This window comes from Actinoplanes sp. NBRC 101535, assembly GCF_030269225.1.
Lineage (GTDB): Bacteria > Actinomycetota > Actinomycetes > Mycobacteriales > Micromonosporaceae > Actinoplanes > Actinoplanes rectilineatus.
Map to the genome: position 1 here is coordinate 263,728 of NZ_BSSY01000009.1, position 25,541 is coordinate 289,268.

Below are 25,541 nucleotides of genomic sequence, written 5' to 3' on the forward strand. Positions count from 1 at the left end.
CGCGACACTCCGACCACCGGCAGACGCGGCACTCGGGGTGCGGGTGGAGGCGGGACCGTCGTCATCGCGTACACGAAAAGGAGAGTGACCGCACCGCACCCGGCCGGGATCACGGCAGGGTCAGGATCTCGTAGCCGTCCTCGGTCACGACCAGGGTGTGCTCGAACTGGGCCGTCCACCTGCGGTCCTTGGTGACCACGGTCCAGCCGTCCTTCCACACCTCGTAGTCGTGGGTGCCCAGGGTGATCATCGGCTCGATGGTGAAGGTCATGCCGGGTTCCATGACGGTGTCGAGGCGCGGGTTGTCGTAGTGCGGGATGTACAGGCCGGAGTGGAACGTCTCGCCGATGCCGTGGCCGGTGAAGTCGCGGACCACGCCGTAACCGAAACGGCGGGCGTAGGCCTCGATGACCCGGCCGATGGCGTTGATCGGGCGGCCCGGGGCGACCGCCCGGATGCCGCGCATCATCGCCTCGTGGGTGCGCTCGACCAGCAGCCGGGCCTCGTCGTCGACCTCGCCGACGCAGAAGGTGGCGTCGGTGTCGCCGTGGACCCCGTCGAGGTACGCCGTGACGTCGACGTTGATGATGTCGCCGTCCTCGAGCACCGTCGAGTCCGGGATGCCGTGGCAGATGACCTCGTTGAGTGAGGTGCAGCAGGATTTGGGGAAGCCCTTGTAACCGAGCGTCGACGGGTAGGCGCCGTGGTCGAGGATGAACTCGTGGACCACCCGGTCGATCTCGTCGGTGGTCACGCCGGGCTTGCAGTGCTCCCCGGCCAGCTCGGTGGCCTGGGCGGCGATCCGGCCCGCGACGCGCATCCGCTCGATCGTCTCGGGGGTCTGCACATGCGAGCCCCGCCACTCCCGCGGCCGCTTCTTCCCCACGTATTCGGGGCGGACGATGTGCGCCGGGACCGCGCGCTCACGCGACTGTCTTCCCGGCACGAGAGGGGCACGTACGGTCATGTACCACAGACTATCCGCCCCGCGGCACGCCCGAACCGGAGCGGACCGCCCTGTTCTTGCCGCTCCCGTGACGCTGTGAAATCGTGTGTTGGTGGATCAAGACGGCCAGGACCCGAATTTCTCGGCGATCGGTGAGGTGACCGGTGACCGGGTCACCGTCACCGTGACCGGTGAGGTCGACATGGCCACGGCCGACCAGGTGTTCCGGGCGGCCACCGCGGACCGCACCGGTCGCGCGACGCTCGACCTGCGGGCCGTCACCTTCTTCGACTCGGCGGCCATCCACACGCTGATCCGGCTCGCCGAGCACTACCCGGGCGCCTTGGAGGTCATCCCCTCCGAGCGGGTGCGCCGGGTGCTGGACATCGCCGGCCTGGGCGGTCAGCCCTGGCTCAAGTCCGTCTGATCGGGCGGCGCAGGGTCACCGAGGTGCCGTTCGGGGAGCGGCGCACCGAGAGTTCGGTGAGCGCGCCGATCAGGGCCAGCCCACGCCCGCGGAACCCGGGGTCGGTGGCCGGGCGCCAGCGGCCGGTGTCGACGATGGTCACCGTCACCGCGTCCTCGTCGAGGGACGCCTCCACCACGATGATCGGCTCGGCCGGCTCGACCGGGTGTTCGATGGCGTTCGCGGCCGCCTCGGAGACCGCCACGACCAGGTCGAACGCGTCCTCGTCGGGTACCGCGTGCGCGGTGAGGAAGTCCTCCAGGCGGCGGCGCAGCACGGTGAGCCGGCCCGGTTCGGCGGGCAGCCGCAGCACGAACTCGCGCGGCTCGGTCACCTCGAGGGCGATCAGGGCGATGTCGTCACGGCGTTTCTGGCGGCCGGCCTTGGCGAGCAGGGCGTCGAGCAGGTCCTCGATGTGGTCGGTCGGTTTGGCCGCGTCCGCGGTCAGCTCGGCGAGGCCCTCGTCGATGGCCTGTACCCGGTCCTCGATCAGTCCGTCGGTGTAGAGCAGCAGCCGGCTGCCCGCCTCCAGCTCCACCTCCCGGGTCGGATAGTCGACATCACCGAGTGCCCCGATCGGGGGACCCAGCGCCGTCCGGTACAGAAACGTCCCGGCCTCGCCCTGTTTCACCAGCACGGGAGAGGGGTGCCCGGCGGAGGAGTACCTCAACCGCCGGCTGCGCGGATCGAACGCCACGCACAGCACCGTCGCGAACTGGCGGCGGCCCAGCGTGTCCACCAGACGGTTCAGCCGGCTCAGCGACGAGCCACAGTCGAAACCCTCGAGGATGTACGCCCGGAGCGCGTTGCGCAGCTGACCCATGCCCGCGGCGGCGTGCACGCCCTTGCCGACGACGTCACCGATCACCAGGATCACCTCGCCGTCCGGTCCGGCGATGGCGTCATACCAGTCGCCGCCGACCAGGGCCTCGCTGCTGCCCGGCAGGTAGCGCCCGGCCACGATGGCGCCGGGGACGCGGGGCAGCGTCTGCGGGAGCAGGCTGTGCTGCAGGGTGCTGGCGATCCGGTGCTCGCTCTCGTACAGCCGGGCGTTGGCCAGGCGCAGGCCGACGAGCCGGGCCAGCTGGGTGAGTACCACGTGGTCGGCGGGGGTGTCGGCGCCGGACCAGACACGCAGTTCGCCGAGGGAGACGCCGCCGGTGTCGGGCAGCGGCAGCTCGACGTCCGGCGGGGCGGAGGGGTCGGCGCCGCCGTCGCGTTCGGCGCGGGCGCCGGAGACGGTCAGCACGACCCGGCCGGCCGAGGTCATGGTCTGCGCGTGCCGGGCGGCGATGTCGAGCACCCCGGCGGTGCTGGGCACCGCGTTGATCGCGACGGCGGCGTCGACCACGCCCCGCAGCCGGTTGACGATCTCCCGGCGCAGCTGGCCCAACTCCAGGTTGGCCCGGACCCGGGCGATCAGTTCCCGGGTGGAGAACGGTTTGACCAGGTAGTCGTCGGCACCGGCGGCCAGGCCCTCGACCGCGGCCTCCTCGCCGGCCCGGGCCGAGAGGACCACGATCGGGACGTCGCGGGTGCTCTGGTCGGCGCGCAGGGCGGCGATCAGGCCGAAGCCGTCCAGCCGGGGCATCATCACGTCGGTGAGGACCAGGTCGAACGGCCGCTCCCGGGCCGCGGCCAGCGCCTGCACGCCGTCCACCACGGTGTCCACGTCCCAGTAGGGCGCGAGCAGCCGCGACACGTGTTCGCGCAGGTCGGCGTTGTCGTCGGCGAGCAGGATGCGGCCGCCGGAGCGTTCGTCGACCGGCACCGGGGTGGCCGGGCCGTCACCGGCCCACCAGGTGGCCTCGTCGACCCAGAGACGGGAGTCGGCGGACTCGGCCGCGGCCGGCTCCTCGTTGACCCGCTCACCGGGCAGGTGGCCGGTGCCGAACGGGATCCGGACGGTGAACTCGCTGCCCCGGCCCGGCCGGCTGCGCACCGCGACCGACCCGCCGTGCAGTTCGGCCAGTTCACGGACCAGGGCCAGGCCGATGCCGGTGCCCTCGTGGCTGCGGGACCAGACGCCGGTGACCCGGTGGAACCGGTCGAAGAGGCGGGACTGCTCGTGTTCCGGGATGCCGATGCCGGTGTCGCCGACGGTGAACGCCGCGAAGCCCTGGTCGGCCCGGACCCGGACGGTGATCCGGCCTCGGCGGGTGAACTTGACCGCGTTGGAGAGCAGGTTGAAGACGATCTTCTCCCAGAGCTCCTGGTCGACGTAGACCGGCTCGGGCAGCGGCGGCGCGTCGACGGCCAGTTCCAGGCCGGCCCGCTCGGTGGCCGCGGTGAACGTGCCGGCCAGCCGGGCGGTGTGCCGGGCCAGATCGGTCGGGCGGTACTCGGCGCGCATCCGGCCGGACTCCAGCCGGGAGAAGTCGAGCACCGTGTTGACCAGCTTGAGCAGGCGCAGGCCGTTGCGGTGGACCGGGGCGAGGCGTTCGCGGACCTCCGCCGGGACGGCCGGGTCGTCGAGCAGGTCCTCCAGCGGGCCGAGGATCAGGGTGAGCGGGGTCCGGAACTCGTGGCTCACGTTGGAGAAGAAGTTCGTCTTGGCCCGGTCCAGCGCGGCCAGTTCGGCGGCACGGCGGCGCTGCTGCTCGAACGCCCGCAGGTTGGACACCGCCCGGGAGATCTGCGCCGCGGCCAGGTCGAGGAAGTCGCGGTAGTCGTCGTCCATCACCAGGGACGGGTTGACGCCCAGGACGAGCGCACCGTCGGCGTCCGCGCCGAAGCCGACGGGCAGCACCAGCGCGTCGTCGAGCCGTCCCGGACGACCGCTTTTGATCACGGCGGCGACAGCCGGGGGCGGGTCCGGGTCGTTCAGGGACAGCGACGCGTACGGGATGTCCGCGGTGTTCTCGCCGAGCACCGCGAGCACCTCGGCGACCAGGGCGTCCTGATCGGGCGAGTCGGCCAGCCGGCGGCCGAGGGCGCTGAGCGTGCGCACCCGGCGCTCGCTGAGGACCCGCCCGGTGGTCTCGGTGACGATGCACATCACCCCGCCGGGCCGGCCCTCGTCGTCACGGATCGGATCGTAGGAGATGTCGAACCAGGTCTCCTCGAGGAACCCGTAGCGCTCGATCCGGAACAGGTGGTCGCGGGCGTAGAACGACTCGTCGCGTTCCACCACCCCGTCGAAGAGCGGGTGCAGCACCGCCCAGGCCTCGGCCCACATCTCGGCGCCGGGACGGCCCAGGTGGCCGGGGTGCTTGTCGCCCATCGTGACGATGTAGGCGTCGTTGTAGAAGGCCACCCACTGCGGACCCCAGAAGATCACGATCTGCGCGCGTGAGGCGAGCATCGTGACGACCGCGTCGACCAGCTCCGGCGGCCAGCCGGACGGATCACCGACCGGGCTGGTGGACCAGTCCAGTGCGGACATGCGGGCGCCCATCTCGCCACCCCGCTCGAAGGCGTTGCTCAGCCGCCTCGGCAGGACGCCCATCACCACGCCTCCCACTGCAAGGAATCCGATCCGGTGGCACCGTAACACCGCCGGAGCACGGTCGCCCGGTCAGGCGGACGCGGTCGCACGGGTCCGCGACGCCGCCCGGGCCAGGGCTTCGAACGATCGCAGGTCGGTGGTCCTCTCCGGATGCCACTGCACGCCGAGCGCGAAAGTGTGCGCCGGATGCTCGATGATCTCGATGATCCGGTCGTCGGGGCACCAGCCGACCGGCACGAACTCACCCGGTTCGGCGACCGCCTGGTGGTGGAACGAGTTCACCGTCAGGGTGCGCCCGAACACCTCGTGGGCGACCGTCCGCTCCTCGACGACCACGTCGTGGCGGCCGTAGTCGGACGCGTTCGCGGCCAGCGGGTCGGTGCCTGTCGAGGCGCGGTGCCGTTCGTGGCCGACCAGGTCGGGCACGTGCTGGTGCAGCGAGCCGCCGGTGGCCACCGCCATCACCTGCATGCCCCGGCAGACACCGAGGATCGGCAGGCCGGCGGCGAGGGCGGCGCGCATCAGCGGCAACTCGGCCTCGTCACGGGTCTCGTCGGGGTCGGTCTCCGGATGCCGGGGCTCGTCCCAGTGCGCCGGGTCGACGTCGTTGCCCCCGGTGAACACGATGCCGTCGAGCGACTCGATCACGTCGGTGCCCGGGTCGTCCGGGGTGATCAGCACAGCTCGTCCGCCGGTGGCGTGCACGGCCTTCACGTAGGTCATCGGCAGCATGCCGGCCATCATGTCGTTGTGGCCGTACTTCACCTGCTGGGCGTACGCGGTGAGGCCGATCAGCGGTCTGCGCATGCGGCGGGTTCCTCCTCGACTCCGGCGGCCGCCGCGACCAGGGCTCCGAAGAGGCGCACATCGCGGCTCACCTCGGGATGCCACTGAACGCCGAGAACAAACCGGCGTCCCGGATCTTCCACCGTCTCGGGCAGGCCGTCCTCAGCCCATCCGGTGACGGTCAGTGATCCGGGGTCGGCGACGCCCTGATGGTGGAAACAGTTGATGGTGACGTCCTCGCCCATCAGTCCGGCGATCCGGCTGCCGGGGGCGAAGGTCGCGTCGTGCTCGCCGTACACCGCGGGGGCGGGCCGGTGCTTCTCGTGACCGAGAACGTCGGGCAGGTGCTGGTGGAGCGTGCCGCCGGCGGCGACGGTGAGCAGCTGCATGCCCCGGCAGACGCCGAGGACCGGCATGTCCCGGTCCAGGGCCGCGCGCAGCAGGGCCATCTCGCCGGCGTCCCGGTCCGGCCGGGTCTCGGTGAACGGGCCGCGGGCGGCGCCGTACAGCGACGGGTCGACGTCGGGTCCGCCGGCCAGCACCAGGCCGTCGAGGGCCCGCAGCACGTCCGCGTCGAGGTCGTCCGGGGGCAGCAGGACCGGTCGGCCACCGGCCAGCCGGACCGCTTCGGTGTAGTCGTGCGGCACGAGCGTGGAGGGGAGGTCGTGCCACACGCCCCAGGAGGCGGACACCACGTAGGTCGTAATCCCGATGATCGGACGCATCGCTCCACCGTAATCACAGGCGCGCGGCGCCGGATGACCGGCGCCGCGTGACGGGCCCTTCTGTCCCACCGGCACGGGGATCGGCCCGGGCCGGCGGGGATTCGACCCCTACACCCTGTTCCAGCTGGGCGTATGAGGAATCGTGCCCCAGCCCGTGGGCTTTGAAACATCAGAGCGGCGTCACGTACGCCCCGGTGATCCCGCCGTCGACGACGAACTGCGCGGCGGTCATGAACGACGCGTCGTCACTCGCCAGGAACGCCACCGCGGCCGCGATCTCCTCCGGTTCGGCGAACCGGCCCATCGGCACGTGCACCAGCCGGCGGGCGGCCCGTTCCGGGTCCTTGGCGAACAGTTCGAGCAGCAGCGGGGTGGCGACCGGGCCGGGGCAGAGCGCGTTGATCCGGATGCCCTCCCGGGCGAACTGGACACCCAGTTCCCGGGTCATCGCCAGCACGCCGCCCTTGCTGGCGGTGTACGCGATCTGCGAGGTGGCCGCCCCGAGCAGGGCCACGAACGACGCGGTGTTGATGATCGAGCCCTTGCCCTGACGCTGCATGTGCGGGATGGCGTACTTGCAGCAGAAGAAGACGCTCGTCGTGTTGACCTTGAGGACCCGCTCCCACGCCTCGATGCCGGTGACCAGGATCGAGTCGTCGTCGGGCGGGGAGATGCCGGCGTTGTTGAAGGCGATGTCCACCCGGCCGTGGCGTTCGGCGACCCCGTCGAAGAGGGCCTTGACCTGCTCCTCGTCGCTGACGTCGCAGGCCACGAACTCGCCGCCGACCTCCTGCGCGATCGCCTCGCCGGCCTCCGCCGAGATGTCCACGCACACGACCTCGGCGCCCTCGGCGGCGAACCGCCGCGCGGTGGCCAGGCCGATCCCACTGCCGGCGCCGGTGATCACGGCGACCCGGTCCTGCAGACGCTCCACTGTCACTCCCCCATCGAGATGAACACGTTCTTGACATCGGTGAACGACAGCAACGCGTCCGGGCCCAGCTCACGGCCGAGACCGGACTGCTTCATGCCACCGAACGGTGTCCAGTAGCGGACGGACGAGTTGCTGTTGACGCTGAGCGCGCCGGTCTCGACCGACCGGGAGACGCGCAGGGCACGGCCCACGTCACGGGTCCAGATCGAGCCGGAGAGGCCGTACTCGGTGTCGTTGGCCAGCCGGATCGCCTCGGCCTCGTCCCGGAACGGCAGGACGCTGACCACCGGCCCGAAGATCTCCTCCCGCCAGTGCGGGTCGTCGGCCGAGCGGGCCAGCAGGACGGTCGGCGGGAACCAGAATCCGTCGCCGCTGGGTGCGGTTCCCTGGAACGCGACGTCGGCTCCACCGACGTAGCCGGCGACCGTGGCACGCTGGCCAGCCGAGATCAGCGGGCCCATATCCGACTCTTCGCTGGACGGATCAGATGTCCGGAATTTTGCGACATTTTCTTGGAAAAGCGCTAGAAATCTATCGAAGACCGAGGCCTCGACCAGCAGGCGCGACCGCGCGCAACAGTCCTGGCCGGCGTTGTCGAAGACCGCGCCCGGCGCCGCCGCCGCGGCCGCTGAGAGGTCGGCGTCCGCGAAGACGATGTTGGCGCTCTTGCCACCCAGTTCCAGCGTCACCCGCTTCACCTGATCGGCGCAGCCCGCCATGATCGACTTGCCGACCGCCGTGGACCCGGTGAAACACACCTTGCGAACCGCCGGATGCGTAACGAACCGCTGACCGACCACACTCCCCTTGCCCGGCAGCACCTGGAACACGTTCTCCGGAAGTCCCGCCTCCAGCGCCAGCTCGGCGAGCCGGATCGCGGTCAGCGGCGTCAGCTCGGCCGGTTTCAGCACGACCGTGTTGCCCGCGGCCAGCGCCGGCACGAATCCCCAGCCGGCGATCGGCATCGGGAAGTTCCACGGCACGATGATCCCGACCACGCCGAGCGGCTCGTGGAAGGTCACGTCGAGACCGCCGGGCACCGGGATCTGCCGGCCGGACAGCCGTTCCGGGGCGCCCGCGTAGTAGTTCAGGACGTCCCGGACGTTGCCCGCCTCCCAGCGCGCGTTGCCGATCGTGTGGCCGGCGTTGCGTACCTCCAGAAGGGCGAGCTCCTCGAAGTGGTCCTCCACCACCGCGGCGAAGCGGCGCAGAAGCCGCGCCCGATCCCCGGGCGCGACCCGCCGCCACTCACCGAAAGCGGTCCGCGCACGCTCGATCGCCGCGTCGGTCTCTTCCAGACCCAGCGAGGGTACGGTCGTGAAGACCGCGCCGTTCGCCGGATTGATGACGTCCGTCACGTTCATGGCGTCACTAGATCACATTCGCTCGAATCCGCGGCGCAACTCCCAGTCCGTGACAGCCGCGTCGAAGGCGGCCAGCTCGACCCGCGCCATGTTCGCGTAGTGCGCGACCACGCCGGACCCGAACGCGGCCTCCGCCACGCCGCTGTCCGACCAGAGTCCGGCCGCCTCGCGCAGCGTCCCGGGCACCCGTTCCGCGGTCTCGTCGTGGTACGCGTTCCCGGCGAACTCGTCCTCCAGCGACAACTCGTTCTCGATCCCGTGCAGCGCGCCCGCCACCAGAGCCGCGATCGCCAGGTACGGGTTGACGTCCCCGCCCGGCACCCGGTTCTCCACCCGCATGCCCTCGCCGTGACCGGCGATCCGCAGCGAGCAGGTCCGGTTGTCCACGCCCCAGCGCAGCGCGGTCGGCGCGAACGACCCGGGCTGGTACCGCTTGTACGAGTTGATGTTCGGCGCGAACAGCAGACTGAACTCGCGCATCGTGGCGAGCAGGCCGGCCAGCACCCGCTGACCGGTCACGCTCAGATGGGCCGGGCCGTCGCCGAGCATCGCCGACCGGTCGTCCTCGCCCCGCAACGAGAAGTGGATGTGGCAGGAGTTGCCCTCCCGCTCGTTCGGCTTGGCCATGAAGGTGAGCGCCATGCCCTCCTGGGCGGCGATCTCCTTGGCACCGTTCTTGTAGATCACGTGGTGGTCGGCGGCGGTGAGCGCGTCGGCGTACCGGAAGGCGATCTCGTGCTGGCCGAGGTTGCACTCGCCCTTGGCGCTCTCCGGGACCAGCCCGGCGCCGAACATGTCGTTGCGGATCCGGCGCAGCAGCGGTTCGACCCGGGCGGTACCGAGCAGGGAGTAGTCCACGTTGTACTGGTTGGCCGGCGTCAGATCGCGGTACCGCTTGGTGAACGCCTCCTCGTAGGTGTCGCGGTAGAGGACGAACTCCAGCTCGGTCCCGGCGAACGCGGTCAGGCCGTGCGCCGCCAGCCGGTCCAGCTGGCGGCGCAGGATCTGCCGCGGCGAGGCCGGCACCGGATCGCCGGCGGTGTCGAAGAGGTCGGCGAGGACCAGGGCGGTGCCCGGCTGCCACGGGACCGGCCGCAGCGTGTCGAAGTCCGGCCGCATGACGAAATCGCCGTACCCGGTGGACCACGAGGACATCTCGTAGCCGTCCACGGTGTTCATGTCGACGTCCACGGCGAGCAGATAGTTGCAGCCCTCGCTGCCGCCGGAGACCACCTCGTCCATGAAGTACCGCCCGTGCAGCCGTTTGCCCTGCAGCCGGCCCTGCATGTCGGTCAGGGCCAGCAGCACGGTGTCGATGCTGCCGTTGCCGACGGCCACATCCAGATCCTCGAGGTCCATATGCCTGTCCTATCAGTCGGTCGGCTCGCCGTGGGCGGCCTTCTCGATCAGGTTCTGCTTCGGCCCGGTGAACCACTTCCGCGCACCGGCGAACCACCAGACGGTGGCCGCGCCGAGCACGACGGCCACCGCCACGATCGTGTAGTTGAAGTTCGACGCGGTGATCGGCCCTGCCGTCGGCAGCACGAACAGCACGCAGATCACTCCTACCCACCCGATCGCGATCCATCCGATCGGAGCACTCCACCGCCCCAGATTCCACGGACCGGGCTGGAAGTCCGGGTCACGGCGGCGCAGCAGGACCGGTCCGACGTACGCGATGTAGAGGCCGATCACCGCGATGGAGGTGGCGGCCAGGTACGCCGTGGTGTTCCAGAGCGACGGCAGCACGAGGAGGGTGGACAGGCTGACACAGAGCCAGATCGAGTTGGTCGGCGTACCCGTGCGGGGGTTGACCTTCTTCCAGATCCTCGATCCGGGGATCGCGTCGTCGCGGGCGAACGCGTAGGACATCCGGGAGTTCGCCGTCACCGACGCCATCCCGCAGAACCACTGCGCCACCATGCAGATGAACAGCAGGAACGTGCCGAGGTCGTGGCCGGCCGCGTCGATGAAGATCTGCGCGGGCGGCAGGCCCAGGTCGCTGGTCCGGGCCGCGTCGTAGTCCTGGATGGACCATGTGATCGCGAAGAGCAGCACGAATCCGGCGATCACCGAGACCACCACGGACATCACGATGCCGCGGGGTGCGGCCCGGGCGGCGTCGTGCGTCTCCTCGGCCACGTGCGCGGAGGCGTCGTAGCCGGTGTACGTGTACTGCGCCATCAGCAGGCCGATCAGCACCGCGTAGACGCCCGCTCCGGCGAAGGTGAAGCCGGTCTCGTTGCGGACCTCGAGGAACACCTCGGAGATCGGCTTGTGCTGGTCCGGGACGATCGCGAGGACCGCCACGATGATCGCGACACCGATGAGGTGCCACCAGGCGCTCACGTCGGAGAGCAATCGCACCAGGTTGACGCCGAACGTGTTGAGCAGGCCGTGCACGCCGATGATCAGCAGGAAGATCAGGAAGGTCCGCCCGGTGGTCACCTCCATGTCGAAGGCCAGGCTGAGGAAGGCCGAGGTGGTGATCGCCGCGCCGAAGTCGATCGCGGCGGTGACGGCGACCTCGCCGAGGAAGTTGAACCAGCCGACGAACCAGGCCCACGCGGCCTTGTTGCGTTTGGCCAGGGCGGCGGCCCACCAGTAGAGCGCGCCGGCCGTCGGGTACGCCGAGCAGACCTCCGCCATGGCCAGGGCCACGAAGGTCACCATGACGCCGACGAAGAGCCAGCCCAGGGTGATGGCGATCGGTCCGCCGGCGGTCATCGCGATGCCGTACGACGTGATCGCACCGGCCAGGATGGAGATGATCGAGAAGGAGACGGCGAAGTTGGAGAAGCCGGAGAGCCGGCGGTGGAGCTCCTGTTGGTATCCGAGTTGGGCGAGTCGTTCCTCGTCAGTGGTCATCCGATTGCCCCCTTGCCCGAAGGGTGTGACGTGAGCCACGAGATCCCGTGATGATCTCCCCGTCGTGTTACGGGCGTCAATGAGCGGCGTTAATTGCATTGCCGCGTCCACCCGCCGGTGCGAGCCTGGATTCACGCGGCACCTCGGAAGGCCGCTGATCTCCACCCGTGGCGGCGGCGTGGGGCGCGGTCACCTCTCTCCTGGCAAGCGCCCGCTCCACGCCGCCGCTCCCCCATAGATCACCGAAACTGTTTCCGCAGGTCAGTCTGACTTTTAGCCTAAAAAATCTACAGCGGCGAGTCTAGAAATCTGCTTCCGGTGGGCATACCTTTGGTGTGTCGGGCGGCAACGACCGACACAGCAAATGGCACAAGACGCTGAGTTGGATAGGAGGACGAGATACCGCAGCAACGCGCAAACACGTCCCCGGCCCGACGAGAGGTGATCGCAGCCGATGCCCATCACTCAGGTCGACTGCTAGCGGCACGCAGCCTGTCGACCACATGCGCCGAGATTGCTCGGCACAAGAATTGAAAAGCCAGGGCCCCGGTTACCCGCCGGGGCCCTGGATCATGTTGTGAGTAAGGGGATCATGCCCGCGAAGCCGGACCCCGACCTTCCCGCATTCACCATGGGCCGCGCCGCCGCGATGATCGGCGTCACCCCGGCCTTCCTGCGCAGCCTCGACGGGACCGGCCTGATCGAGCCGGAACGCTCACACGGCGGCCACCGCCGCTACTCCCGTCACCAACTCGACCTCGCCGCCCGGGTCCGGGTGCTGCTCGACGAGGGTTTCCTGCTCGCCGCCGCCTGCCGGATCGTCACCCTGGAGGACCGGCTCGCCGCGGCGCACCGGCACATCCGCGAACTCGGCGGCCGGCTCGGCCCCGGCGAGGACGCCCGCATCCCCACCCAGACGCGACGTACGCCACCCGGCGTCACGCCCGGGATGGCCGCCACCGACCACGCGTGACATCGTCACCTCTCCCGGGATGGCCTCCGCAGACCACACATGACATCGTCACCTCTCCCGGGATGGCCTCCGCAGACCACGCATGACATCGTCACCGGATGGCAGCCCCGCACGCCGGACAGTGGCGGCGTCCCGGCCCGACCGCCCGGCAGCGGCGCGCCGACGCCGGGATCGCCCTCGCCGTCACCGCAGCCGCCGTCCTCAACCTGTTCCTGGCCCGCAGCGCCGGCATCCTCGGCCACGACGGCGTGCCCGGGCTGCCCGAACAACTCGCCTGGGTGCTCGCCACGGTCCTGCCGCTGGCCTGGCGGCGGAGTCAGCCGGAGATCGTCGCGGTGGTCGTCTCGGCCGCCTACCTCGGCGCGCAGTGGCGCGGCGCGCAGGAGCAGCAGATCACCTCGGGGGTGCTGTTCGCGGCCATCTACACGCTGGGTGCGTGGGGTCAGGACCGTTCCCGGGTACGCGTGGTCCGCGCCGGCATCATCGCGGTGATGTTCGCCTACCTGGTCGTCTCGTTCGTGATCTCGTTCGGTGACATCACCATCGAACGGTCGTCCGGCGAACTGCCCGCGGTGTGGTCGCTCATCCTCAACACGTTCATCCTCAACATCGCCTACTTCGCCTTCGTCCACCTGATGGGCGACGCGGTGTGGACCAACGCCCGGCACCGGCACCGGATCGAGGAGCAGGCCTCCGCCTTGCGGGCCGCGCAGGAACTGGTGGCCGAGCGTGCCGCGGTGGACGAACGGGTACGCATCGCCCGGGAACTGCACGACGTGGTCGCCCATCACGTGTCGGCGATGGGGATCCAGGCGTCGGCGGCGCGCCGCGCCCTGGAGAGGGATCCGTCCTCACCGAAGGCACGGACCGCGCTGGCGGCCGTCGAAGAGGGGGCGCGGACCGCGGTGGACGAGTTGCGCAGGATGCTGGGGGCGTTGCGGTCGTCGGCCGGAGCCACACCCGGGCCGTCGGCCGGCATCGACCGGGTGCCGGAGATCGTCGACCGCGCTCGCGAATCCGGCTTGACCGTCGACTTCGGAATCTATGGTGACGCGGCGCCGCTGCCGGATTCGCTGTCCCAGGCCGCCTACCGCATCGTCCAGGAAGCCGTGACCAACACGTTGAAGCACGCCGGAGCCACCGCACTGGACATCCGGATCCGCTACCTCCGCGACGAGATCGAACTGGACGTGGCCGACGACGGCCGGGCCGCACCCGCCGGCACCGGTGGCATGGGACTGATCGGCATGCGGGAACGTGTCGCTGTGCACGACGGCGCCCTGGAATACGGTCCGCGTACCCGGGAACCGGGCTTCCGGGTCCGGGCCCGCCTCCCCCTGGCCGGCCGGCAGTGACCGTCACCGTCCTCCTCGCCGACGACCACCAGCTGGTCCGCTCCGGATTCCGGGTCATCCTCGAGATGGAGGACGACATCACCGTGGTCGGTGAGGCGTCCGACGGTCTGCGGGCCGTCGAACTCGCCCTCGACCTGCGACCCGACGTGGTCCTGATGGACGTGGAGATGCCGGTCCTGGACGGGCTGGAGGCCACCCGCCGGATCACCGCCGCGGACGGGCCGTCGGTGCTGATCCTCACCACGTTCGACCGCGACGACTATCTGTTCGCGGCGCTACGGGCCGGGGCCAGCGGATTCCTGCTGAAGAACGGCACCCCGGAGGCCCTGACCGAGGCGGTACGCGTGATCGCCGCCGGAGACGCGCTGCTCGCCCCGTCGGTGACCCGGCGGGTGATCGCGGAGTTCACCACGCCGCGGCCACGTGCTCCCGAACCGACCGGCCGCCTGGGCGACCCGAACCCCGGCACTCGCCCGGGCGACCTGAGCTCGGACGCTCGCCTCGGCGACCTGACCCCGCGCGAGCACGAGGTGCTGGTCGCGCTGGCCGGGGGCGCCAGCAACGCGGAGATCGCCACGGCGTTGCACCTCGGCGAGACGACCGTCAAGACACACGTCAGCCGGGTACTGACCAAGCTCGGGGCACGGGACCGGACACAGGCCGTCGTTCTCGCGTACGAGCTGGGGGTGGTGCGTCCTACTCAGGGATGACATCCCCGAGCCGGACGACACGGAGTCCGAGGAAAACTAGCGTTGGGCCCATGACTACGGTCCTGAATGTCGAAGCCCCGTCTCTGGATGAGGCCACGGCTTTGAATGTCGAGGCTCTGGACCGATCGTTCGGCGACCGTCAGGTCCTCAAGGACGTGACCTTCACCGTGCAGTCCGGCCGGCTCACCGGTTTCGTCGGCGCGAACGGCGCCGGCAAGACCACCACGATGCGGATCATCCTCGGGGTCCTCGACGCCGACGCCGGAGCGGTCACCTGGCGAGGCGCACCGCTGACCCGGCCGGTCCGGCAGCGTTTCGGATACATGCCCGAGGAGCGCGGCCTCTACCCCAAGATGTCCGTCGCCGAACAGGTGATCTACCTGGGCCGGCTGCACGGCATGAGCGCCGCCGACGCCCGGCGCAACACCGGCACGCTGCTCGAACGCCTCGACCTGGCGGCCCGCGCCGACGACCACGTCGAGCGCCTCTCCCTGGGCAACCAGCAGCGGGCGCAGATCGCCGCCGCCCTCGTGCACGACCCCGAGCTGCTGGTCCTCGACGAGCCGTTCTCCGGCCTCGACCCGATCGCGGTCGACACCGTCCTCGCCGTCCTGCGCGAACGTGCCGCGGCCGGCGCCGCGGTCCTCTTCTCCAGCCACCAGCTCGACCTGGTCGAACGCCTCTGCGACGACCTGGTGATCATCGCGGACGGGACGATCCGGGCCGCCGGGGCACGGGCGGCGCTTCGCGAGGCGTACACCCTGCCGCGTTTCCGGATCGAGGTGGACGGCGACGCGGGCTGGTTGCGTGACCAGCCCGGCGTGACCCTGGTCGACCTGGACGGCCGGCATGCCGTCTTCGACCTGGCCACCGGCGTCGACGACCAGCAGGTGCTGAGCGCCGCCCTCACCCGCGGCCCGGTCCGTGCCTTCACCCCGGTCCGCCCCACGCTGGCCGAGATCTTCCGAGAGGTGATCCAGTGACCACGTTCGCCGCCACCCGACTGGTCATGGCCCGCGAGATCAAGGTCAAGATCAGGGACAAGACCTTCCTCTTCAGTACGGTGTTCCTGCTCCTGTTCGCCGTCGGCGGCACCGTCCTGCCGAGTTTGTTCGACGGCGGAGCCACCCGGGTCGCCGTGGTCGGCGCACCGACCGCCGCCGTCCTCGAGCAGGCCGGCCTGGACGTCCGCACCGTCCCCGACGAGGCCACCGCCGAACAGCTGGTCCGCTCCGGCGACGTGGACGCCGCCGTGGTCGACGGCCCGCGCGTCCTGGCCCTCGACGAGACCCCCGGCGACGTGGTCGGCGCCCTGAGCACCGCACCCCCGGTGCAACTACTCGACCCGGACGACGTCGACCCGGTCGCCCGTTTCATCGTCCCGTTCGCGATCTCGTTCCTGTTCTTCATGACGACGCTGCTGTTCGGCGTGCAGATCGCGATGAGCGTCACCGAGGAGAAGCAGACCCGCGTCGTCGAGATCCTGGTCTCCAGCGTCCCCGTCCGTGCCCTGCTGATCGGCAAGGTCGCCGCGATGACCCTGCTGGCGTTCGGCCAGCTGGCCCTGCTCCTGGCGGCCGCCGTCATCGGCATGCGCACCGCAGGCGTGGACACCACCCTGATCAGCGCCGTGATCCCCGCCGTCGGCTGGTTCCTGCCGTTCTTCCTGGTCGGCTTCGTCGCGCTGGCCGCACTCTGGGCCGCGGTGGGCGCCCTGGCCGCCCGCCAGGAGGACGTGAACGGCACCTCGACCCCGGTCCAGATGCTCATCATGATCCCGTTCTTCGTGGTCCTGAGCGTCCAGTCGAACGAGGCCGCGATGACCGTCCTCTCCTACATCCCGTTCTCCGCCCCGGTGGCCATGCCGATCCGCCTCTTCACCGGCGAGGCAGCCCCGTGGGAACCGGTGATCGCCTTGCTGCTGCTCCTGCTGACGGCTGCGGCAACGTTGGCGGTCGGGGCCCGCATCTACCAGAACTCCCTGCTCCGCACCAACGGCCGCACGTCCCTCGCCACAGCCTGGCGCAACACCTGACCCGTTCCTCCCGTCACCCGCAACGGCGGGGAGCCACCCTTGCCGGCCAGCTCCCCGCCCGCACTCCCCCGCTCCCGCCCGCTCGCCGCCACAGCGCCCGCCCACTCGCCGCACGTCCACCCACCCGGTCGCAGGCCGCCGCACATCCACCCACCCGGTCGTACGTCCACCCATCCGGTCGCACGCCGCAACACGTCCACCCACCCGGTCGCGCGTCCACTCGCCCGGTCGCGCGTCCACCCACCCGGTCGCACGCCGCCAGATGTCCACTCGCCTGGTCACAGCCGTTCGCTCCCCGGCCGCTCTCCGCCGCCGCCCGCTCGTCCACCAGGTCGCCCGTCTACACGAACGCTCGTTCGTCCACCTGGCCGCTCGTCGGCCGGCCTCTTGCCAGCCCAGTCACTCACCCTCTCGTCGGGCCGCCGTCAGACCTTCCACTCCGCAGGCCCGCAGGCCCGTACGTCCGTAGGCCCGCACGTCTGTAGGCCCGCACGTCTGTAGGCCCGCACCTCCTTAGCCCCAGCACTCCCCCCAAGGTCAACACAGCCCGAGTGGCACGTCAGTCACCCCAGCCGTTGTCCACGGCTCTCCCGCAACGCAGACAACCATCACCGACGGCTGAAGGTCGCCCAGCCGTCGGTGATGGTCGACTCCAGCACGAAAACGGACCGTGCCCCACGGCCGAGCCCGCCCAGCCGTCGCCCACGGTCGACTCCAGCACGAAAACGGACCGTGCCCCACGGCCGAGCCCGCCCAGCCGTCGCCCACGGCTGCTCGGCGGACGGAAAACAGCCGCCAACAACGGCTCGGGGTCGCCCGGCCGTCACCCACGGCTGCCAACTCGCAAAACGCGACAACCGACCTGCGTAACGCCGATGCCAGGAACGGCGAAGGCCATGCACGGCCGACGACACACAACGGCCCGCCTACGACTCACGTGGACGTGCCCGTTGCCGTGTCGCCAGCCGCCGCACACGGTCGACGCAGACCGGCGGAACCAACCGTGACCTACAGCCGAGCCTTCCAAGCCGTCGCCCACGGCTGCTCGGCGGACGGAAAACAGCCGCCAACAACGGCTCGGGGTCGCCCGGCCGTCGCCCACGGTCGAACTGGGCCTGTAGACGGACCGTGGACGACGGCCGGAACGACTCGGCCGGCGGCTGCGGCTGCGGCTGCGGCTGCGGCTGCGAGGAAGAGTCCGATGCCGCGGTGCGGAGGCGTGAGTCGAAAGCGGCCGCCAGTGAGGGAGACCGGTCAGGCTACTCGGCGGACTATGGCCAGCAAGGACTCCTCGACGTCCTCGATGGGGCGGTCGGGCTGGAAGACCAGCCAGTCGACGGCCACCACCAGGCCGACGCCGAACAGCGCCGACGACGCCACCTGCACGTCCAGGTCGGCGGGGAGTTCGCCGGACTCGACGCCGGCCCGGACGGTGGAGGCGATCACCTCGATCGCTTCGGAGCGCAGGAGGATCAGGGTCTGCTGCCACTCCCGGTTGGTGCGCCACATCTCCGACAACAATAATTGCGCAAAAGACCGATATTTCTGGATGTACTCCAACTGGGCCCGCACCAACGCCCGCACCGCCTCCCGCGGCGGCAACCCTTCGACCGCGTCGCGGAACGAGGCCGTCAGCAGGCCGACCCCGTGCCGGAGCAGCTCTTCGAACAGCTCCGTCTTCGAGGTGAAGTTGTAGTAGACCGTTCCTTTCGCCACCTTGGCCCGCAGCGCGATGTCGTCCACCGTGGTCGCCGAGAAGCCCTGTTCGGCGATCAGTTCCACGGCCGCCTCGTACAACCTCTGACGTGTGTCCCGCCGCCGCCGGGAGCGGCCGTCGGAGGGGGAGCCCGCGGAAGAAGCCACGACAGAACCCTAAAGGACCAGCTCGGGGTGGAGGTCCGCGGTACGCATCCGCCGTTTGCGGCCCGCGGTGGCGACCGTCAGCGTGAACGCGCCCGCCCCGAACCCGGCCAGGACCACGGCCGCGTGCACGATCGTCGTCACGGGACCACCGTCGACCGCGTGGCGTAACGCTTCCACCACGTACGTCATGGGCAGGAGCGGGTGGACCGCCTGGAAGATCCACGGCGTGGTCTGGACCGGGTAGGTGCCGCCGGACGACGTCAGCTGGAGCATCAGCAGGACGAGGGCGGCGACGCGGCCGGCCGGTCCGAGTAGTGCCCCCAGCAGTTGCATCACCGCGGCGAACACGGTGCCGGTGCCGACCATCAGCGCCCAGGTCGCCCACGGGTGGACCGGGTCGAGTCCCAGTCCGAGGTGCACCACCGCGTAGAGCAGTGTCGCCTGGACGGCCCCCATCACCACGCCGGGAAGCAGTCCGGCCAGGGCGACCCGCAGCGGGTGTCCGGCCATCAGGTAGCGGCGGTTGATCGGCCGCAGCAGCATGTAGTTGATCATTGCGCCGACCCAGAGCGCGAGGGCCAGGAAGTAGGGCGCGAACCCCACGCCGTAGGTGCCGGCCGGGTTGCGGACCTGCCGGTTGAGGGCCACCGGGTCGGCGAGCACTCCGGCGCGGTCCGAGGAGTCGTCGTAGGAGGGGATCTGCGCGGCCCCGTCGGCGAGTCCGTCGGCGAGTCGTCCCGCGCCGCCGGTCAGGTCGGTCAGGCCGGAGGCCAGTCGGTGCCCGCCGGTGGAGAGTTCGGACAGTCCACCGTTCAGTTCCCGGGCGCCGCTCGACAGCCGGTAGATGCCGTTCTTCAGCGAGGTCGCGCCGGTTACCGCCTCGGCCGTGCCCGATTTCAGCTCGGCGGCACCGGTGGCGATGCTGTCCAGCCCGTCGGCGAGGTCGTCGACGGAGGTGCGGGCGGCCGCCACGTCGTCGGCCAGGTGCGGGGCCGCGTCGGCGATCTTCCGTGCGTTCCGGGCGACGGCCTGCAGGTCGGTGCGCAGCGACGTCAGGTCGGCGGCGTCGATCCGGTCGCGGATGGCCGTCGCGTCGGTGAGCAGCCGGTCCGCCAGTTGCCGTGCCGCGGCGATCCCGGGGGTGTCGTCCGGCAGTCCGTCCAGGTAGTCCCGCAGTTTCCGCGCGTCGGTCACCGTCTTGTCCGCGGCGTCCGTGACCGCCCCGATGTTGTCGGCGAGCGTGGCCGCGCCGGTGGCGACCTGGTCCGCCGCGTCCGCGATGGTCTCCGCGTTGTTCCGCAGTACCGGTTCGATCCGGTCGGCTGCCGCGTCCACCGTGTCGGCCAGTTTCCGGCCGCCGCGTGCGGCTTGCGCGGTGCCCGTCGCCAGCTGCGCCGCGCCCTCGTCGAGTTGTTCCAGCCCGTCTGCCAGGGCGTCCGCGCCGGTGCCGGCCCGGTTCAGTCCGGTGGCGAGCTGCCCGGCTCCGGTGTGCGCCGAGTCCAGGCCACCGGCCAGTGTGTCCGCGCCGTCCTCCGCCTGGTCGGCGCCGTCGTGCAGCTGGTCCGCGCCGTCGGCCGCCTTCTCGGTCTCGGTCCGCAGGTCGGTGAATCCGATCAGCATCTTGTCGTAGTACTTCGCCGACGCGCTGGCTGCCGCGGCCGCGCGGACCTCGTCGAAGGCGGTCCGGGCGAAGACCCCGGAGAGGTAGTTCGTCGCGTCGTCGCTGACCGCGTCGAGCTGCGCGGTCTGCGCCTTCTGCCCGGCGGTCGGTGCTCCGGCCAGCCGGGACGAGAAGTCCGCCGGGATGCTCAGCTCGATCTGGTAGGTGCCGTCGGTCAGCCCCGCCGAGGCGTCCGCCGCATCCACCACGTGCCAGTCGAAGATCTCGCGGTCGATCAGTTCGTCGGCCAGGTCCTGCCCGGCGTGCACCGTTTCGCCGTCCTCGGTCTCGGCCGGCTGGTCCTGCATCACCAGCGCCGCCGGGATGTGATCGAGACGGCCGTAGGGGTCCCAGAACGCGTACAGGTACAGCGCCCCGTACAACAACGGCACCACTGCCAGCACCGCGAGCGCCGCGGCGGTCAGCTTCCCGCGCAGGAAGCGCCGCAGTTCCCAGCCGGCAAGCGACAATGCGCCCATCACTGTGCCTCGTCCTTCGATGTGGGGGCGTCACCCTCGGTGTCTGTTTTTTCTTGTACGCGGCCGGCAGTGACCAGCAACTCGACCGTCTCGGCCTGCCCCAGGTCTTGACCCGCTCGCAGATCTGTCAGAACGTCCGTCGGATCCGTTCCGGATGCGGACTCCGGGCCGGACCATTCGACGACCGCCCGGCCCGGCTCCCCGAGACGCGGATCGTCGAGCGTGACCGTCGCGTCCGCCCGTCCCGGCTCCAGTTCCCGGGCCGTCACCAGTACCGCCACCCCACCGGCCGTGACCGTGCCGAGCAGCCGCCACAGGTCGTCCCGTTCCGCCGCGTCGAGTCCCGCGTCCACCCCGTCGAGGGCCAGCATCGACGGCCGGCTCAGTCTCGCCAGCACCACGCCGAGCACCTGGCGCTGGTACGGCGACAGGTCCCGTCCCCGCATCGCCGGGTCGAGCCCGTGCAGTGGCACCCCGGCGGCGTCCGCGCCGGCCCCGGTGAGGAGCCCGCGCAGGCCCGGCCGGCCGAGCAGCGCCAGTCGTTCCTGGACGTGTTCGAGGACCGTCAGCACGGGTTCCGGCTCTGTCACGCCGGGAACATGACCGAGTTCCGCCGTACCCGTCAGCTGGATCGTGCCGGCGTTGAGCCGCAGCCGTCTCGCCAGGGCGAGTAGCGCGGTGGTGCGCCCGCTGCCCGGTGGGCCGATGATCGCGACGGTCTGGCCGGGCTGGACCGTCAGGGTCAGGTCCCGCAGGAGCCAGCGGCGGTGGTGTCGCACGCCGGCACCGGTCGCGGTGAGCACCGACATGGCGGTCCCCCTTTTTAGACTGACTGGTCAGTGCAGAAACATACCCACGAAAGGTCGTCCGGCCCTGCCGAGGTGGTGGACATCACGCCCGGCGTACCGGCAGGATCGGGGACATGTCGATGCGATGGGGCATGACCGTGCCGCTCAGTGGCGTTCCGCTCGCCGATCACGCCGCCGTCTACACGGCCCTGGCCGACGCGGGTTTCACCGACGTGTGGTCCGCGGAGGTGAACGGCACCGACGGGTTCACCCCTCTCACCCTGGCCGCCGCCTGGGAACCCCGGCTGAGCCTGGGCACCGCCATCGCCCCGGTCTTCACCCGCGGACCGGGCCTGCTCGCGATGACCGCCGCCGCCCTCGCCGAGACCGCGCCCGGCCGTTTCCAACTCGGCATCGGCGCGTCCTCACCGGTCGTCGTCGGCGACTGGAACGCGACCGATTTCGATCGCCCGCTCGACCGCAGCCGCGACATGCTGCGCCTTCTGCGCGCCGCGCTCGCCGGTGAGCAGGTCGACGAGGCTTTCGCGACGTTCACGGTCAAGCGGTTCCGGCTGGAACGCCCGCCGGCCGTCCCGCCGCGGCTCATGCTCGCCGCGCTGCGCCCCGGCATGCTCCGGCTGGCCGCGGCCGAGGCCGACGGCGTGATCCTGAACTGGCTGGCCGCGTCCGACGTGCCCACCGCGCTCGCCGAGACCAAGGAGGCCGGGCCGGGCTTCGAGGTGGCCACCCGGATCTTCCTGATCCCGACCGAGGACGCCGCCTGGGCACGCACCGTGGGCCGACGCCTGATCACGTCCTATCTGACCGTCCCGGCCTACGCGGCGTTCCACCGCTGGCTCGGCCGCGGGGAGGCGCTCACCCCGATGTGGCAGGCGTGGGCGGCCGGCGACCGCAAGGGTGCGCTCGCCGCGATCCCGGACGCGCTCGTCGACGAGCTGATCGTGCACGGTTCGCCGGAGCAGTGCCGCGACCGGGTGCGCGCCTACGCGGACGCCGGTGTGACCGTGCCGATCATGGCGCTGACCCCGACGCCGGAGCTGGACCGCGGCGGCCTGCCCGCCCTGCTGGAGCTGATCACCGAGCTCGGTCCCACGACGACGTGAGAACGGGCCTCAGATCCCGTCCAACGCGTCCCGCAGACGATCCAGCAACTCCGGCTGACTGAACGGCTTGGTGATCAGGATGGTGTGCGGTTCGAGAGTGCCCTCGCCGGTGATGAACGGCTGGGCGTACCCGGACATGAAGACCACCGGCAACTCCGGCCGGACCCGGCGGATCTCCTCGGCCAGCTGCTGACCGTGCATGTGCGGCATGATCACATCGGTCAGCAGCAGGTCGATGTGCAGATGCCGGTCCTCGACCGCCTTGATCGCCTCGGGCCCGCTGCTCGCGGTCAGTACCTGATAGCCGTTACGGGTCAGGATCCGTTCGGTGACCGCGCGCAGGGCGGCCTCGTCCTCCACCACCAGGATCGTCTCGCCGCCCCGTTTCAGCTGCTGCGGCGCGGACGGCTGGGCGGTCGCCGCGGCCACCTCGTGGGTCACCGGCAGCAACGCGACGAACGTGGTGCCGGCGCCGACCGTGGAGTGCAGGTTCGCGTACCCGCCGGCCTGCGTGACGATGCCGTAGACGGTGGCCAGGCCCAGACCGGTGCCCTCGCCCGCCGGTTTCGTGGTGAAGAACGGTTCGAAGACGCGTTCCAGCACGTCGGCGGGGATGCCGACGCCGGTGTCCGCGACGCGCAGCCGCACGTACCGGCCGGGTGGGGCGGCCGGGCGCATCGACTGGTCGCCGCCCTGGCCCACCACGTGGTTGCCGGTGTGCACGGTGAGCGTCCCGCCGCCCGGCATCGCGTCCCGCGCGTTGACAGCCAGGTTCAGCAGCACCTGTTCGATCTGCCCGGGGTCGGCCAGTACCGGACGCAGGCCCGGGTCCAGTTCGGCGTGCAGCCGGATGTGTTCGCCGAGCGTACGCAACAGGAGCTGTTCCACCTCGCGGATGACGACGTTGAGGTCGAGGACCCGGGGTCGGACCACCTCGCGGCGGCCGAAGGCCAGCAGCTGATGGGTCAGTTCGGTCGCCCGCTGCCCGGCCCGGAGCACCTGTTGCAGGTCGCCGGCCGCCTGCGACCAGGAGCCGCCCGGGTCGTCCGCGGCCGCCTCCTCAAGCAGGTCGGCGACCAGCGTGGTGTAGTTCAGCATCACCGCGAGCAGGTTGTTGAAGTCGTGTGCCACCCCGCCGGCCAGCTGGCCCAGGCTCTCCAGTCGCTGTGCCTGGTGCAGTTGCGCCTCCAGGCGTTCCCGTTCGGCGACCGCCGCGAGGCGCTGGTGTTCGGCTTCCATCCGCTGGCGTTCGGCGGCCGCCTCGATCCGTTCCGAGACGTCGCGGATCGCCGCGGACACGATCAGTCCGTCCTCGGTCTCCAGCGCGGACAGGCTGATCTCGGCCGGGAACTCGCTGCCGTCCCTCCGCCGCCCGCTGAGCTGGCTGCCGGAGCCCATCGGCCGGGGTTCCGGGTCGGCGAAGTACCGGTGCCGGTGGCCGGGGTGCCGGGTGCGCGCCGAATCCGGCACCAGCGTCTCGATCGGCAGGCCGAGGAGTTCGCTGCGCGGATAGCCGAACAGCCGTTCTGCCTGCGCGTTGACCAGGGTGATCCGGCCGTCCCCGGCGACGCCGACGATGGCGTCCGGGGCGGCCTCCAGCAGACCCTGGAACTTCGCCTCCCGCCGGATCCGGTCGCTGACGTCCCGGACCGCCGCGACCACCATGTCCTCGGAGACCAGCGCCGACAGGCTGATCTCGGCGGGGAACTCGCTGCCGTCCTTGCGCAGCGCGGCCAGGGGTACGCCGGCCCCCATCGCCCGTGGCTGCGGGTCGATCAGGTAGTCACGCCGGTGGGCCGGGTGCCGCGGCCGGAAGCGGTGCGGCACCAGCATCTCGATCGGCTCGCCGATCAGCTCGTGCCGTTCGTAGCCGAACATGCGAACGGTCTGCGCGTTGACGACGGTGATCCGGCCGTCCCGGTCGACGCCGATGATCGCGTCCGGAGCCGCTTCGAGGAGGCCGATCACCACGGCGTCGGACGGTGCGCTCACCTTCTCCAGCCTAGGTCGGCCGTCCGCGCTTCTCAGCCGCTCGCCGAACGCGACCGGACGGGCCGTGGCCGGCTCAGAACAGAACCGTGGCGAAGGATCCCGCGGACACGAAGCCGCACCGGGCGTAGACCCGGCGGGCCGGCGCGTTGTAGTCGTTCACGTAGAGGCTGACCGTCGGCGCGACCCGGCGCAGCGCGTCCGCCACGACGGCGGCCATCGCCGCCGTGCCGAGTCCGCTGCCCCGGTGATCGGGGTGTACCCAGACGCCCTGCACCTGCGTGGTCCGCCGGGTGATGATCGCCAGTTCGGCCTTGAACACCACCTGGTCGCCGTCGAACCGGGCGTAGGCCCGTTTCTGTTTGACGAGCTCGGCCATCCGGCGTTTGTAGCCGCGGCCGCCGTCGTCCTGCAGTGGGGAGACGCCGACCTCTTCGGTGTACATCGCCACGGCCGCCGGGAAGAGTTGGTCGATCTCGTTCGACCGGACCAGCCGTACGCCCGGGTCGGCCCGCACCGGGGCGTCCCGGTCGGTGACCAGCAGCGGCTGGTGGGGGCGGACGTCGCGGGCCGGTCCCCAGTGGCCGCCGAGGCGGTTCCACAGGTCGAGGACCGCCTCGGACCGGCCGATGATCGAGGAGCAGACCCGGGGTTCGGCGCCGAGGAGGTCGGCGAAGGCCGCGGTGGCGGCGGGGGTGGCGCCGACCGGGACCAGGTGCGCCCCGGACCAGATGATCGACTCGATCCGGCGGCCCTGTTCGAAACCGTAGATCCGGCCGTCGGACCGCCACCAGTTCAGGCCGTGGGCGGCGACTCTCTCGGAGATCTGCGCGCCCGCATAGGGGTCGGCGTCCAGAATCCGCTCGACCGCCGCGCGCTCGGGCTCACCGAGCTGGCGAATGGGCACCGTCAACACAGGTACCACATTGCCAGATTCCGGCGTCGTGACACGTGCCGCGAGCCCACGATCCCAGAAACCCTTGCCGCCGACACGTTGCCGATATATCGTCTAACTATCGACGAACGAA

At 70.8% G+C, this 25,541-nt stretch carries 20 protein-coding genes; 7 read left to right on the forward strand and 13 right to left on the reverse strand.

Annotation, left to right across the window (positions count from 1 at the left end; all coding sequences use genetic code 11):
* Window positions 1-109: 109 nt before the first annotated feature.
* Complete coding sequence (gene map, locus QSK32_RS25610) at window positions 110-967, reverse strand: type I methionyl aminopeptidase (RefSeq protein ID WP_045741467.1); 858 nt, start codon at window positions 965-967, stop codon at window positions 110-112.
* A 91-nt stretch (window positions 968-1,058) separates the two neighbouring features.
* Here map and QSK32_RS25615 point away from each other — a divergent pair, with 91 nt between their 5' ends.
* Entirely contained in the window at window positions 1,059-1,373 is a 315-nt protein-coding gene (locus QSK32_RS25615) for an STAS domain-containing protein (RefSeq protein WP_045741551.1), read from the forward strand.
* Here the strand turns inward: QSK32_RS25615 and QSK32_RS25620 are convergent.
* The 7 genes from QSK32_RS25620 to QSK32_RS25650 form a co-directional block, all read right to left on the reverse strand.
* Window positions 1,360-4,860, reverse strand: a complete 3,501-nt coding sequence (locus QSK32_RS25620; protein ID WP_285473376.1) for a SpoIIE family protein phosphatase — start codon at window positions 4,858-4,860, stop codon at window positions 1,360-1,362. The genes QSK32_RS25615 and QSK32_RS25620 overlap by 14 nt on opposite strands.
* A 69-nt stretch (window positions 4,861-4,929) precedes the next feature.
* Entirely contained in the window at window positions 4,930-5,667 is a 738-nt protein-coding gene (locus tag QSK32_RS25625) for a gamma-glutamyl-gamma-aminobutyrate hydrolase family protein (protein WP_045741466.1), read from the reverse strand.
* The gene (locus QSK32_RS25630) at window positions 5,652-6,371 is read right to left on the reverse strand and encodes a gamma-glutamyl-gamma-aminobutyrate hydrolase family protein (RefSeq protein WP_285473377.1); all 720 of its coding nucleotides are present in this window, start codon (window positions 6,369-6,371) and stop codon (window positions 5,652-5,654) included. Before QSK32_RS25630 ends, QSK32_RS25625 begins: the two co-directional genes overlap by 16 nt.
* Before the next feature lie 169 nt (window positions 6,372-6,540).
* Window positions 6,541-7,305, reverse strand: coding sequence for a 3-oxoacyl-ACP reductase (locus QSK32_RS25635; protein ID WP_045741464.1), 765 nt, complete (start codon window positions 7,303-7,305; stop codon window positions 6,541-6,543).
* A 2-nt stretch (window positions 7,306-7,307) separates the two neighbouring features.
* Complete coding sequence (locus tag QSK32_RS25640) at window positions 7,308-8,669, reverse strand: aldehyde dehydrogenase family protein (RefSeq protein ID WP_285473378.1); 1,362 nt, start codon at window positions 8,667-8,669, stop codon at window positions 7,308-7,310.
* Between the two features lie 12 nt (window positions 8,670-8,681).
* Window positions 8,682-10,028: a glutamine synthetase family protein gene (locus QSK32_RS25645; protein WP_045741463.1), complete on the reverse strand. Its 1,347-nt coding sequence runs from the start codon at window positions 10,026-10,028 to the stop codon at window positions 8,682-8,684.
* A gap of 12 nt (window positions 10,029-10,040) precedes the next feature.
* On the reverse strand, window positions 10,041-11,537 hold the full coding sequence (locus tag QSK32_RS25650) for an amino acid permease (protein WP_045741462.1): 1,497 nt from the start codon (window positions 11,535-11,537) through the stop codon (window positions 10,041-10,043).
* A gap of 577 nt (window positions 11,538-12,114) precedes the next feature.
* On the opposite strand from QSK32_RS25650, the gene QSK32_RS25655 reads away from it, so the two are divergent.
* The 5 genes from QSK32_RS25655 (at window position 12,115) to QSK32_RS25675 (ending at window position 16,610) form a co-directional block, all read left to right on the forward strand.
* The gene (locus QSK32_RS25655) at window positions 12,115-12,510 is read left to right on the forward strand and encodes a MerR family transcriptional regulator (RefSeq protein WP_425394627.1); all 396 of its coding nucleotides are present in this window, start codon (window positions 12,115-12,117) and stop codon (window positions 12,508-12,510) included.
* A gap of 98 nt (window positions 12,511-12,608) precedes the next feature.
* Complete coding sequence (locus QSK32_RS25660) at window positions 12,609-13,865, forward strand: sensor histidine kinase (RefSeq protein ID WP_285473379.1); 1,257 nt, start codon at window positions 12,609-12,611, stop codon at window positions 13,863-13,865.
* Window positions 13,862-14,575, forward strand: a complete 714-nt coding sequence (locus QSK32_RS25665) for a response regulator (protein WP_285473380.1) — start codon at window positions 13,862-13,864, stop codon at window positions 14,573-14,575. The genes QSK32_RS25660 and QSK32_RS25665 overlap by 4 nt, the downstream gene beginning before the upstream one ends.
* Before the next feature lie 50 nt (window positions 14,576-14,625).
* Window positions 14,626-15,558, forward strand: a complete 933-nt coding sequence (locus tag QSK32_RS25670) for an ABC transporter ATP-binding protein (RefSeq protein ID WP_045741458.1) — start codon at window positions 14,626-14,628, stop codon at window positions 15,556-15,558.
* Complete coding sequence (locus QSK32_RS25675; RefSeq protein ID WP_045741457.1) at window positions 15,555-16,610, forward strand: ABC transporter permease; 1,056 nt, start codon at window positions 15,555-15,557, stop codon at window positions 16,608-16,610. Before QSK32_RS25670 ends, QSK32_RS25675 begins: the two co-directional genes overlap by 4 nt.
* Before the next feature lie 1,254 nt (window positions 16,611-17,864).
* On the opposite strand, the gene QSK32_RS25680 is transcribed toward QSK32_RS25675, so the two are convergent.
* Genes QSK32_RS25680 through QSK32_RS25690 form a run of 3 tightly spaced genes read right to left on the reverse strand, consistent with a single transcriptional unit; the run spans window position 17,865 to window position 21,421 of the window.
* Entirely contained in the window at window positions 17,865-18,473 is a 609-nt protein-coding gene (locus QSK32_RS25680; protein WP_045741456.1) for a TetR/AcrR family transcriptional regulator, read from the reverse strand.
* A 9-nt stretch (window positions 18,474-18,482) separates the two neighbouring features.
* Window positions 18,483-20,612, reverse strand: coding sequence for a YhgE/Pip domain-containing protein (locus tag QSK32_RS25685; protein WP_045741455.1), 2,130 nt, complete (start codon window positions 20,610-20,612; stop codon window positions 18,483-18,485).
* Window positions 20,612-21,421 (reverse strand): ATP-binding cassette domain-containing protein, encoded by an 810-nt coding sequence (locus tag QSK32_RS25690; RefSeq protein ID WP_285473381.1) that lies wholly within the window; start codon window positions 21,419-21,421, stop codon window positions 20,612-20,614. The genes QSK32_RS25685 and QSK32_RS25690 overlap by 1 nt, the downstream gene beginning before the upstream one ends.
* A gap of 131 nt (window positions 21,422-21,552) precedes the next feature.
* On the opposite strand from QSK32_RS25690, the gene QSK32_RS25695 reads away from it, so the two are divergent.
* Entirely contained in the window at window positions 21,553-22,524 is a 972-nt protein-coding gene (locus tag QSK32_RS25695; protein ID WP_285473411.1) for an LLM class F420-dependent oxidoreductase, read from the forward strand.
* Between the two features lie 9 nt (window positions 22,525-22,533).
* Here QSK32_RS25695 and QSK32_RS25700 read toward each other — a convergent pair whose 3' ends face one another.
* Window positions 22,534-24,516 (reverse strand): hybrid sensor histidine kinase/response regulator, encoded by a 1,983-nt coding sequence (locus QSK32_RS25700; RefSeq protein WP_285473382.1) that lies wholly within the window; start codon window positions 24,514-24,516, stop codon window positions 22,534-22,536.
* Between the two features lie 73 nt (window positions 24,517-24,589).
* On the reverse strand, window positions 24,590-25,429 hold the full coding sequence (locus tag QSK32_RS25705) for a GNAT family N-acetyltransferase (RefSeq protein ID WP_045741452.1): 840 nt from the start codon (window positions 25,427-25,429) through the stop codon (window positions 24,590-24,592).
* Between the last annotated feature and the right edge of the window lie 112 nt (window positions 25,430-25,541).